This window comes from Pedobacter sp. ok626, from assembly GCF_900100435.1.
Classification (GTDB): Bacteria; Bacteroidota; Bacteroidia; order Sphingobacteriales; family Sphingobacteriaceae; genus Pedobacter.
In genome coordinates, this window is the sequence record NZ_FNEX01000001.1 from 502,872 (window position 1) to 515,685 (window position 12,814).

The 12,814-nt window shown below is 40.2% G+C and carries 10 protein-coding genes; all 10 read left to right on the top strand.

The genetic code is table 11. From position 1 onward, the window contains the following. The first annotated feature begins 11 nt into the window (after positions 1 to 11). The 10 genes from BLS35_RS01700 to BLS35_RS01745 all read left to right on the top strand — a co-directional run bounded on the left by BLS35_RS01700 (position 12) and on the right by BLS35_RS01745 (position 12,813). Positions 12 to 2,159: a glycoside hydrolase family 31 protein gene (locus BLS35_RS01700; RefSeq protein ID WP_090777127.1), complete on the top strand. Its 2,148-nt coding sequence runs from the start codon at positions 12 to 14 to the stop codon at positions 2,157 to 2,159. Between the two features lie 9 nt (positions 2,160 to 2,168). Beyond that, positions 2,169 to 3,356 (top strand): alginate lyase family protein, encoded by a 1,188-nt coding sequence (locus BLS35_RS01705; RefSeq protein ID WP_090777351.1) that lies wholly within the window; start codon positions 2,169 to 2,171, stop codon positions 3,354 to 3,356. Then, entirely contained in the window at positions 3,344 to 5,224 is a 1,881-nt protein-coding gene (locus BLS35_RS01710) for an alpha-L-fucosidase (protein ID WP_090777128.1), read from the top strand. The genes BLS35_RS01705 and BLS35_RS01710 overlap by 13 nt, the downstream gene beginning before the upstream one ends. 15 nt (positions 5,225 to 5,239) lie before the next feature. Beyond that, the gene (locus tag BLS35_RS01715; protein ID WP_254778602.1) at positions 5,240 to 6,547 is read left to right on the top strand and encodes a glycoside hydrolase family 88 protein; all 1,308 of its coding nucleotides are present in this window, start codon (positions 5,240 to 5,242) and stop codon (positions 6,545 to 6,547) included. Positions 6,548 to 6,643: 96 nt separating this feature from the next. After that, positions 6,644 to 8,083 (top strand): alpha-L-fucosidase, encoded by a 1,440-nt coding sequence (locus tag BLS35_RS01720; protein WP_090777132.1) that lies wholly within the window; start codon positions 6,644 to 6,646, stop codon positions 8,081 to 8,083. A 7-nt stretch (positions 8,084 to 8,090) separates the two neighbouring features. Further along, a complete protein-coding gene (locus BLS35_RS01725; RefSeq protein ID WP_254778604.1) occupies positions 8,091 to 9,602 on the top strand; it encodes a DUF4955 domain-containing protein in 1,512 nt (503 codons plus the stop codon). Between the two features lie 152 nt (positions 9,603 to 9,754). Continuing rightward, a complete protein-coding gene (locus BLS35_RS01730; RefSeq protein ID WP_090777134.1) occupies positions 9,755 to 11,170 on the top strand; it encodes a GDSL-type esterase/lipase family protein in 1,416 nt (471 codons plus the stop codon). Positions 11,171 to 11,234: 64 nt separating this feature from the next. Beyond that, positions 11,235 to 11,798, top strand: a complete 564-nt coding sequence (locus BLS35_RS01735; protein ID WP_090777136.1) for an RNA polymerase sigma factor — start codon at positions 11,235 to 11,237, stop codon at positions 11,796 to 11,798. After that, entirely contained in the window at positions 11,779 to 12,048 is a 270-nt protein-coding gene (locus tag BLS35_RS01740; protein ID WP_090777138.1) for a hypothetical protein, read from the top strand. Before BLS35_RS01735 ends, BLS35_RS01740 begins: the two co-directional genes overlap by 20 nt. Before the next feature lie 84 nt (positions 12,049 to 12,132). Further along, positions 12,133 to 12,813, top strand: a complete 681-nt coding sequence (locus BLS35_RS01745) for an ATP-dependent Clp protease proteolytic subunit (protein ID WP_090777140.1) — start codon at positions 12,133 to 12,135, stop codon at positions 12,811 to 12,813. Position 12,814 lies beyond the last annotated feature (1 nt).

The following is a 12,814-nucleotide window of genomic DNA, read 5'->3' on the forward strand; positions in this document are numbered from 1 at the left end:
CATTATTTGCTATGAACCGAATATTTAAATATTCAATTTGCTTAATCCTCCTGTTTAGTACTTCGCGGTTAACTGCTCAGGATATCAAATGGGAGCAAGTTGCACCCGGAGTTTGGAAAGGGAGTATCGGCAAGCCCGAAAGCTATAATTTGCTGACTGCTGTTGGAGCCAAACCCGCCTTGGATGGATTAAAAGACATGGGCGATGTTTCGTTTCCCCTTGTAAAAGAAGAAATAGCCGCAAAGCTTACGGATGGTAAAACTTACCTACGTTTTCCATTGGATAAAAAAGAGCAGCTTTACGGCTTTGGCTTAAATTTTCAAACGGTGCATCAGCGTGGTAAGATCCTGCAATTGCATGTAGATCATTTTGGTGGTAAGGATAATGGACGTACACACGCCCCAACTCCATTTTATGTATCCTCAAACGGTTACGGTGTATTTATCAATTCAGCCCGGTACCTGGATATTTACGCAGGATCCGCTGTTAAACGTGATGGAAAAAATGTACCTGAGGCCAAAGATCGCAATACAGATAAAACATGGTCTTCACGTCCGTACTCCGACGGGGTAGAGGTCTTGGTACCAGCCGAGGGTGTTGAGTTTTATGTGTTTGCAGGTCCTAAGCCACTTGATGCCGTTCGCAGGTACAACTTGTTAAATGGTGGTGGCGTATTGCCTCCACGTTGGGGATTGGGCTTTACACAAAGAGTAAAAACATTATATACTTCTGCTGAGGTAGAGGCTGAGGTAAAAGCTTTTGAAGACAAAGGTTTTCCGCTTGATTTTATTGGTTTAGAACCTGGATGGCAAAGTAAAGCTTACCCTTGTACTTTTGAATGGGATAAGATACGCTTTCCTGATCCATCAGTTTTTGTGAAAAGCTTATTGAATAAAGGGGTGAGAGTGAATTTGTGGACTAATCCTTATGTTTCTCCGCAAGCCTCAATTTATAACAGCATTAAACCATTTACAGCAGATCATACCGTATGGTTGGGTGCCATCCCAGATTTGACGATGCCGCAGGCTCGTGATATTTTATTTTCTCAATTGAAAAAGAGTCAGGTAGACATTGGCGTGAGTGGCTATAAATTTGATGAGGTAGATGGTTATGATCATTATTTATGGCCTGATGTAACGACTTTTCCTTCGGGTAAAAGTGCTGAGCAAATGCGCCAGACTTATGGCTTATTGATTCAGCGTTACAGTGCGGATATGTACCACGAGCGCAATCAGCGTACTTATGGATTGGTTAGAGGATCCAACGGGGGCGGTTCCGCTTTGCCTTATGTGATTTATAACGATTATTATAACCACGAAGATTTTATTACCGCCTTGATCAACAGTGGTTTTGCTGGTGTATTGTGGACGCCAGAAGCAAGAGCTTCTAAAACTGAAGAAGAATGGTTACGTCGCATGCAATCTGTGGTGTTCTCGCCGATGGCGATGATCAATGCCTGGTCTACAGGGACTAAACCTTGGTCGTACCCTAATGTAGAGAAACAAGTAAAAGACATTGCATTGCTGCGTATGCAGATGATGCCTTACTGGTATAGTGAATTTGCAAAATACCATTTTAAAGGTATTCCACCATTCAGAGCAATGAATCTTGAAGAGGGTTACCAGGCAGATGTTAAAAAGGAAGTGAAAACGACTAACCTGGAAGAAAACCCATACGTTGAAGCCGTAAGTAAAGAAGTTAAAGATCAATACATGGCTGGGGAATATCTATTGGTAGCGCCTATGTTTACTGGAAAACAAACGCGTACTGTGATTTTACCTAAAGGTAAATGGTTTGATTTTTATACAGGCGAATTCGCTGGTGATGGTCAGGTAATTACCATCACTCCGGGCTTGGATAAAATTCCTGTTTATGTAAAAGACGGTGGTATTGTGCCTATGGGACCTGCTTTGATGCATGCACCTAAATCTACTGAGAAGATTGATCTGGAGATCAGGTATTATGGAAGTAAGCCCGGTAAGTACATGCTTTATGATGATGATGGCGAGACTTTTAATTATGAGAAAGGTGCATATAGCTTTAGAGAAATTAACATAGTTAAAGATGCATCTGGTAAACTAAAGGCCTCTATTTCTACTGCTCAAAAAGGGAAACCGAATACCATAAACAAAGTTAGCTTTAGAGCTATGACCAAATAAATGAACGTTATGAAACAATTGGTATTAACAGCATTTGTATTGATAAATATGATCAGTTATTCATCCTTTGCTACGGTAAAGGATGGTCAGAGCGCCCTAAGCGGTATAGAGAAGGAAGTTGTGAAAACATTAAAGGCTTCTATTCTGAAAAATGCAGATTGGGCAATGAAGCAACGCCCGGTTACAGTAACTGCCGAGAGCTCATCAAGAAGCGCAGGTGGTAAGCATGATTTTTACTCTGAGGGTGATTATTGGTGGCCAGATGCACAAAATTCGGAAGGTCCATACATTCAAAAGGATGGGATGACCAATCCGGAGAACTTTGTAGCACATCGTTTGGCTATGATTCGTTTTAGCAAGATTATTGGTGCATTGGCTTCTGCCTATAAACTTACCGGAGATCAGAAATATGTAAAGCAGGCGATGTTGCATTTACAAGCCTGGTTTGTCAATGAAGGTACAATGATGAATCCTAATCTATTGTATGCCCAGGCTATAAAAGGAAGATTTACAGGCCGTGGCATCGGAATTATTGATACCATTCAGCTGATGGAAGTAGCACAAGGAATTATTGTGATGCAAAAAGCAATGGAATCGGGGGTATTAGCGGAGACGAGAAAATGGTTTGCTCAATATTTAACATGGTTAATGAGTCATCAGTATGGGAAAGATGAGATGAATGCTCAAAATAACCATGGTACTTGTTTTACCATGCAGGTGGCATCTTTTGCAAAATTGTGCAATGACGATAAGTTGCTTGATTTTTGTCGCGACAGATATAAAAATGTATTACTACCCAATCAAATGGCGGTGGATGGTAGTTTCCCAAGAGAACTTGCTCGCACAAAACCTTATGGTTATTCCATATTTAATCTGGATGCAATGACAACGCTTTGTCAGATTCTTTCTACCAAAACAGATAACCTGTGGGACTTTAAAACTGCGGATGGAAAATCTATTAAAAAAGGGATTGGGTATTTATATCCTTTTGTAGCTGATAAAAGTAAATGGCCTTTAAAGCCAGATGTAATGTACTGGAATAACTGGCCAGTAGCACAACCATTTTTGGTTTTTGGTGCCAATGCTTATGATCAACCCACTTGGTTAAGTACCTGGTCTAAGCTTGATCACAATCCTAAAGTAGAAGAAGTAATTAGAAACTTACCCGTAAGAAATCCATTAATATGGCTCAATTAAATAGCAAGTCAGCGTTTTTATTATCCGCTTTGTTATGTGTAAATCTTTATTCATACAGTCAGGTGGTTGGTGATGAGGATGCAAGTATGTTGAACAAGGCTCAGCAGCGTGACCAAAAAGCAATAGATGAGGCTAGAAATGGCTGGTGGAAAAACTCCATGAAAACTCATGATGAGCGCATACAATGGTGGCGTGATGCTCGCTTTGGTATGTTTATACATTGGGGACTGTATTCAGTACCTGCTGGTGAATGGAAAGGAAAGCAGGTAAATGGGTATTCTGAGCATTTGATGCGTAAAGAGAAAATTACCAGAGCAGCATATCTTGATCTGGCACATGTGTTTAATCCGGTTAAGTTTAATGCGGAGGAATGGATTTTAACAGCAAAGAATGCCGGAATGCGCTACTTTATCATTACGGCAAAACACCATGATGGTTTTGCGATGTATGATTCAAAAGTCTCTGATTTTAATGTCATAAAGCAAACTCCTTTTAAGCGTGATCCTATGGCCGAACTAGCAACAGCCGCTAAGAAGCATGGGATGAAGTTCGGATTTTATTATTCACATGCTTTTGATTGGGAACATCCTGATGCACCTGGTAACGACTGGGAATACCAGAACCCAGGTGGTGATAAATTAATTGGTGGTGCCAATTGGTTTGACAACCATCCGGAGTGGTTACCTAAGGCGGTAAAGTATGTTGATGAAAAAGCTATTCCTCAGATAAAAGAATTGATTAATAAGTATCATCCTGATATTATATGGTTCGATACCCCACATAAATTGCCGCTATCTGAAAATATTAGGATCCTTAAAGCGATTAGGGAAACTGATCCTAATATCGTGGTGAATGGTCGTTTGGCCAGAAGCTCAAGTGGGAATTTTGGCGATTATGTAAATACTGGAGATAGGCCAGCCGAGTTGCTTACGGTTGAAGGTGATTCGGAAGCAATCCCTACTACCAACGAATCTTATGGTTATTCCAAACATGACAATAGTCATAAATCGGCTAGATTTTTTATTCAGCTTTTAGCTAATTCTGCTTCAAGAGGTGGTAACCTGTTGATGAATATCGGACCTAAAGGGGACGGTACTTTTGATCAGAAAGACAAGCAGATTTTAGATAGTATAGGTGGATGGTTAAAGCCAAATGGCGAGGCCATATATGGTACTCAAAAGGGTGTATTACCAATTCCTGCATGGGGAGTAAGCACGCAAAAGGGACAAAATATTTACCTACATGTATTTAACTGGCCTAAAGATGGTAACCTTGTTGTAGGTGGTTTAAAAAGTGATGTTAAAACTGCTTATTTACTAACAGATAAAAGTAAAAAAGCGTTGGCTGTTAAGCGTTTGGATGCTTCGGATTTAAATGTCAGCTTACCTGCAAATATATCTCCTAATGCTGATGTGGTGGTCGTATTGGAGGTTAAGGGTAAAATAGAGGCCGATGCAGCAAGAGTGATATCTTCAAGTATTCCTGCAAACAGGTTCCTGGTATTTGATGCCGAACAACATGGAAAGAAAATGGCTTATGGTGATGGAAAAACCGATCGCTACTTTGTAAATGGCTGGAAATCGAAAGACAGTTATTTATCATGGGACTTAAAAGCACTAAAGCCTGCTAAATACAAAGTTGTCGTAAAATATATTGCTGATGAAGGCGGTTCATCTTATGAAGTTAGAGTTGGCAATTTTTCTAAGCAGGAAGAGGTTGTAGCCTCGCTAAAAGGTGCTGTGATAACCAAAGAAATTGGTGTTGCAGAACTTGCTGCCGGATTAGTACAGCTTAGTGTTAAGGCAGTAGCGATTAAGGGCACAGAATTGATGAAACTACTTGAAGTTCAACTTCTACCTATAAATTAATTACAGAAAAAAATTATGAAATCACTTTCTATAACTATGTGTGCATTGTTGTTGGCATCGGCCTCATCTTTTGCACAAGAGCGCGTTGTGCGTACTCAAACTACTACTACTGGTACAACGACTTCAGGAAATCAGCGTAGTACTCCGGACTTTAAACCAGGTGTATATGTCAATGCTACAATTACAACGCCCCGTGGACCGGAAGTAGATGTAAAAAAAGCTTTTAAACAGGCCGACAAGCAAACGCTTGTGTTACTGAAGGAAATTGAGAAAACGAATGCCGGTGCAAAGACGGATAAGTTTTCGCCAAGAACATTGGAGAAAGGTGAATTGAAATTGGTTGCTTCACGTGATTGGACCAGTGGCTTTTTTCCTGGAGAACTTTGGTTTTTATATCAATATACTGGGAAACAAGAATGGCTTAATCAGGCAAAAGCATTTACAGCTTTGATGGAGCCAGAGCAATTTAATGGCAAAACGCATGATATGGGCTTTAAGGTTTATTGCAGTGTAGGTACTGGTTACCGCATCACCAAAGATAAGCACTATGCTGATGTTATTATCCAATCTGCAAAAACATTAGCTACCCGTTTCAATCCTAAAACAGGCGTGATTCGCTCATGGGATCATAGCACTGATAAATGGATAAATCCGGTTATCATAGATAATATGATGAACCTGGAACTACTTTTTGAAGCAACAGCACTTACTGGTGATTCTTCTTTCTATAAAATTGCGGTTAGCCATGCAAATACGACCATGAAAAACCATTTCCGTCCTGATTTCAGTTCTTACCACGTGATTGATTACGATCCAAATACCGGTGCGGTATTGAAAAAGAATACCCATCAGGGCTATAGTCATGAATCTGCCTGGTCAAGAGGACAAGCATGGGCATTATATGGATATACTATGTGCTATCGTTTTACCAAGAATCCTATCTATTTAAAACAGGCAGAAAATATTGCTGCTTTTATCCTTAACCATAAAAATATGCCAGCTGACCTGGTTCCTTACTGGGATTTTGATGCACCTAATATTCCTAACGAACCTCGCGATGCTTCGGCGGCGGCAGTTATTGCTTCAGGATTATATGAATTGAGTGATTACAGTAAAAATAAAAACCTTTACCTGCAAAAGGCAGATAAAATGTTGAACAGTCTGAGTACTAAATACATTTCTCCAATAGGAGAGAACAAGGGTTTTATTTTGGTAAGCAGTACGGGTTCAAAACCGTCAGATAGCGAAGTGGATGTGCCTTTATCTTATGCTGATTATTATTACCTTGAGGCTTTGCTAAGGTATAAATCATTAAAAAGATAAGCAATAATAGCATAGGATTGAGCCAATTCCGCTGAATATTGATCAATTGATATTCTCTAAATTAGGAGTTAGTAAAACCAAATTATAGAACGAATCATGTATAAACGAAGAGTACTTTTAATAGTAGCGGCTTTCTTAGTATTAGGCCAGTCTGCGTACAGCCAGAAGGCATTAACAAAGGATGAACGAATGGCTTGGTGGCGAGATGCCAAATTCGGTATGTTTATCCATTGGGGAGTGTATGCACAGTTTGCGGGTGTTTATAAAGGACACGAGCAGCTAAGGGGTGGAGCAGAATGGATTATGAACCGTTCTAAGATTCCTGTTGCTGAATACCAGGAAATGGCCAAAAGCTTTAATCCGGTAAAGTATGATCCGGATGCATGGGTGAAAATGGCAAAAGAGGCGGGAATGAAATACATTATCATTACTGCAAAACACCATGATGGATTTGCTTTGTTTAATTCTAAAGCAAGCAAATGGGACATTACAGACGCTACTCCTTATGGTAAAGATTTGTTAACTCCATTGGCCGCTGCTTGTAAAAAATATGGCATTAAGTTGGGCTTTTATTATTCTCAGGCTCAGGATTGGAACAACCCAGGTGGATCTGCTGCAAGAAAAGAAATGAGAGAAGGTTGGTTGAATCCGGATTCTGCTAAAATTGATGCTTATACATTAGCGAATAAAGGTCATTGGGATCCGGCTCAGATGACTAAAACTTTTGATCAATACATTGATGAGGTAGCTGTACCACAGGTTAAGGAATTGATGACTAATTATGGAGATGTAGCTGTGCTTTGGTGGGATACACCCACAAACATGACGGATGAGGCGGCTTTAAAACTACAAGCAGCACTAAAATCGCAACCACAAATTATCACTAATGATCGCTTAAAACGTCCGAATTTCCCGGGTGATACCAAAACTCCTGAGCAAAAAATACCTAGTCAGGCCGAATTGGATGGGATGGATTGGGAAACTTGTATGACCATGAATGGTACCTGGGGCTTTAGAACTTCAGATCATAAATGGAAATCTACGGAAACCTTGATCCGTAACCTGGCTGATATTGCTTCAAAAGGCGGTAACTATTTATTGAATATTGGCCCTAAGCCTGATGGGACATTTCCGCAGGAAAGTGTAGATCGTTTGAAAACTATAGGTGGCTGGATGAAGATCAATAGCGAAGCTATATACGGCACTAAATCGAGTCCATTGGCACCTTTAAGTTGGGGTCGTTGCACAAGAAAAGAAACGCCAAAAGGCACTACGCTTTATTTTTCTGTGTTTAACTGGCCTGCGAATGGACAATTGGTTATTCCAGGTGTAAATAATAAAGTTTTGTCGGCAACATTATTGGCTTCAAAAGCTAAGTTGCAAACAGAAATCAAAGGTGATGGGCTAACCATCAATGTACCAGCGACAGCACCAGACGAAATTGCCAGTGTGATAAAGGTTGAGTTTGAAGGGGCAATAGCTCATCAGGTAGAGACAAAACCTAAGAAAGAAATGAAAACAGGCGCATTAGATTAATAAGATTTTGAAAAGAATAATTCTTGTTTTAAACGTATTGCTCTTAGCAGTAACTGCTCAGGCACAAAAAACGGCCCCTTTATGGGAAGACTTTGTCAAAGCTAAAAAATCAGGGGGTACAGCAGTACTCCCTGATTTTTCATATGCGGGCTATGGGTTTTCTGAAATACCACTCCCTTCTGTTAGTGATAAAAAGTATTTTAAGGTAGATGATTATGGTGCAAAATCCAATGATGATCAGTTTGATGATGTAGCTATTCAAAAGGCCATAGATGCAGCTGAAGCGAATCCTGGCGGTGGTGTAGTATTTTTCTCAGCGGGTAAATACTTAATAGCAGCAGATGAGGATGCGACTAAGCAAATCAGGATAACTAAAAGTAATATCGTTTTAAAAGGTAGTGGAAGTGGGAAGGGGGGGACAGAAATCTATCAGGCCAATAAGAGAATTAATGGCAGACAGTTTTTGTTTAAACCCGAAGAGAATAAAGTTGAAAAGTTAGCAACCATCGTTAAGGATGCCGGACGTGAAACCTTTTCGGTTGTCGTAAAAGATCCTTCAAAACTTAAAGTTGGTCAGGATGTAGCTGTTCGTCACAAAAGTGAGGAATTTACAAAGCTTTATTTTGCTCCCTTAGACTTAAAACCACAATGGACAAGGTTATTTGGTGATAAAGGTGGGATGTTGATTTATGAAATCCATACGATCACTAAAATTGAAGGTGATAAGGTGACTTTTAAAAATCCTATTCACATCGATATTAAAATGGTTAAGTCTGCCAATTGGACCATAGAATCTTATAATTCTATTAATCATTGTGGTGTAGAAGATGTTTTATTTACCAGCAATTGGAAAAATTATCCTGAAGAGTTTATTCACCATAAAAATGAGATTCATGATTATGCTTATGAAGCTGTAGGTATGGAGTTTGTAAAGAATAGCTGGGTTCGCAATTGTGAGTTTCATGATTGGAATGAGGGGGTTTTCATACGCTCAGGTTATCAGGTTACTGTAGAGAATACACACTTTAGGGGTAAAAAAGGCCATGCTTCTGTGCACGCACGTACAGGCTACGGTGTGCTGGTGAAACATTGTACTTTTAATGCTGCGCAACACCATGGTGCTGGAACAGGATATAGTGCGGTGGGCACAGTTGTTACACAGTGCTCATTAGGTACCGATCAGAACTTTGATATTCATTCTGGACAGCCTTATGCTACGCTTTATGATGATATTGACGGTGGTGTTTTTTATAATCTAGGAGGCCCTGAACCAGGACATCCGCATCATGGTAGGGAATTGGTACTATGGAATTTTCATCATAAGTCTGATAAGGACCAGCATTATAATTTTTGGGACATGAGCAGACGTAGGAATTATACGATTGCAGCACCAATCATTGTTGGCTTTACTTCTAATAAGCCGGTTACGTTTGATAATGCTGGATTAGTAGAAATGCAGGGGGAAACGGTATTGCCAAAATCACTGTTTGAAGCGCAATTGTCTTTACGTTTAAAATAAAAAATAACTGTTCTCTTCAAGAGCTGCATTACTTCGCTGAAGGAGCGAAGAACGCTAGGCTCTTTCTGAGAAAGTAATTTTTCTCTAAGCTAGGCGACTAGCTTGGGCGGCTAAAATGGATGCTTATATTAGAGGCTAATAATCAAATAGAAATGAAATATATCGTTAGGCTCATCCTTATTTGGGGGCTATTCTTGCTAGTAGGGAATTCTTTTGGACAATCGAAAATACGTATCGCTTGTATTGGGAATAGCATCACTTATGGATCTGGCTTAAAGAATAGGGCTCAGGAGTCGTATCCTGCTCAACTACAGACTTTATTAGGCTCGGGCTATGAAGTGTTTAATTTTGGTGTGAGTGGGGCTACGATGCTTAAAAAGGGTAATAAACCGTACTGGAATACGCCAGAATATCAGAAGGCATTATTGAGTAATCCCAATTTGGTATTTATTAAACTGGGAACCAATGATAGTAAAGCGGTGAATAGACCTATGATGGGTGATTTTGAGCAGGATTATCATGATATGATCCGGAGTTTTTTGGAATTGCCGAGTCATCCGAAGGTGGTTTTATTGTTACCTGTAAAAGCTTTTTCGGATGAGAAATTTGGTATTTCAGGAAGCTATCTCAAAGCGAGTATGATTCCTATGATTCAAAAGGTAGCTTATGATGATAAATTAGCGGTACTTGATTTATATAGTTTGTTTGCAGATAAGGAAGAGCTATTGGCAGATAAAATTCATCCCAATGCGGTTGGTGCTGGGTTTATCGCTTCGCGATTGTATGACTTTATTAAGCTGCAAACTAAAGCTGTTCCGGCTGACAATGGCTTAATTGGTCGGGCAGAAAAAAGTAATTTCTATGGATACAATTGCTTCTCATTTGATTTTAAAGGTCATAATGCAAAGATAGTAGCACCAAAAGAAGTGGCCAAAGGTACGCCATGGATATGGAGAGCTCGGTTTTGGGGGCATGAGCCGCAAACTGATATCGCCCTGTTGGAAAGAGGTTTTTATGTGGTGTATTGCGATGTAGCTGAGTTGTTTGGTAATACAGAGGCTATTGGAATCTGGAATGATTTTTATAAGCAGTTGCAGAAAATGGGCTTTGCTAAAAAAGCTGTACTGGAAGGAATGAGTCGCGGTGGGTTGTATGCTTATAATTGGGCTGCTGCCAATCCTACAAAAGTGGCCTGCGTATACGTCGATAATCCGGTTTTGGATTTGAAGAGCTGGCCAGGTGGTAAGGGGATAGGGCCAGGAAGTAAAAAGGAATGGGATATCTTTTTAAAGGATTATGGTTATGCTACAGAAGAGCAGGCCGCAGGTTTTGCCGGAAGTCCGATAGATAAAATTAAGGAGATCGTTAAAGGTAAATATCCAATGCTTCATGTTTGTGGCGATATGGATGAGTTGGTTCCTATGTCTGAGAATACCCTGCCATTTGCAGCGAAAATAAAGCAAGCTGGGGGGGATATTAGAATTATTCATAAGCCCGAAGGAAAGCATCATCCACATAGTTTGCCTAATCCACAGCCTATAGTCGACTTTATTCTAAAAGCCAGATAAAATTTTCTCATATTTTGGTGATATTTGACTTTAAATGTGCACATACTATTAAAACATAGTAATCATGGCCACAAAATTAAAGGAAGATACATCACATAATGATCGCCAAGCCTGGCTTACGACATTGTACAAGACTACTTTTCCGCTGGTAGCAAAACACATCAGCAGGATGGGTGGTTCATTGGATGAAGCCCAGGACATTTTTCAGGATGCATTGATCATTTATTATGAGAAAACAATACGTGCTGAACTGAGCCTGAAGCATAGCGATAAAGCTTACCTGTTTGGCATAGCTCGTCACCTGTGGAACAAACGATATAAAGAAACTGGAAAGCAGGTATCGATTGATGAACTCGATGCTGATTTTGACGAACAGGTTGGCTTGTTCAATTCTGATGATCAGGAGGTCTCTGCATCCCGATTGTTTCAGCTTTTACAAACCTCAGGTCAGAAATGTATGCAGTTGCTGAGTGCATTTTATTATGAGAAGCTAAAGATGGAAAATATTGCTGAGCGGTTTGGCTTTTCAGGGCCACGCTCTGCTACGGTTCAGAAATTTAAATGCCTCGAAAAAGTTAAAGAAACTGTAAAAGAAAAATCAATAAGCTATGAAGACATCCTTGAATGAGCTGCAGTTAATTGAAGATTTTCTGTTAGGAGATGCCAATGCAGAAGATAAAGTATTGATGCAGGCTCGTCAGATACTACAGCCTGATCTTCAGGAAAGCGTGTACTGGCAGCAGAAAACGTATCGCTTGATTGAAACCTACGGTAGGGAACAGCTTCGCCAAGAAATCAGGCAGGTACATCAAAAACTATTTACCTCGCCTGAAAATTTTTCCTTCAGCGAGCGGATTAAACAGTTCTTTAGTAAGTAAACCATTTTAATTTAATGACAAGTTTATAATGTCCAGATCATGGGCAAGGGCAATGCTATGCCCGATTTAATCTAAAAAAAGAATATGAACAAGAAGGAATTTCGCAGCTATGCTGTAAAACATCATCGCATTAATAGCTTGTATGTAGATAATTACATTTCCAGAACCTCGGCTATGGTGGGGCCTACTGCTATGACACCTTACATTACAGAAGAGCGGCAATTAAATGTTGCTCAGATGGATGTATTTTCCCGTTTAATGATGGATCGCATCATTTTTATGGGTGAGGCTGTGGACGATAGAAACGCTAATGTAATACAAGCTCAATTGCTCTTTCTGCAGTCGACAGATGCTGAAAAAGATATTCAGCTGTATGTCAATTCACCTGGGGGATCTGTGTATGCTGGCTTGGGTATTTACGATACGATGCAGTTTATCGCGCCAGACGTGGCTACGATTTGTACAGGAATAGCACTTTCTATGGGCGCTGTATTGCTTTGTGCCGGTGCGGCTGGAAAACGTTCTGCTTTGCAACATTCCCGTGTGATGATCCATCAGACATCAAGCGGAGCCCAGGGGACAGCGACAGATATGGATATATCGATTAAGCAGGTATTGCAAGTACAAAAAGAGCTTTATCAGGTCATCGCCCGACACAGTGGACAGCCTTACGAAAGAATCAACGAAGCTGCCAGCCGTGACTACTGGATGTCATCAGCTGAAGCTAAGGAATTTGGAATGATCGACGATGTCTTATCCAGGTAAG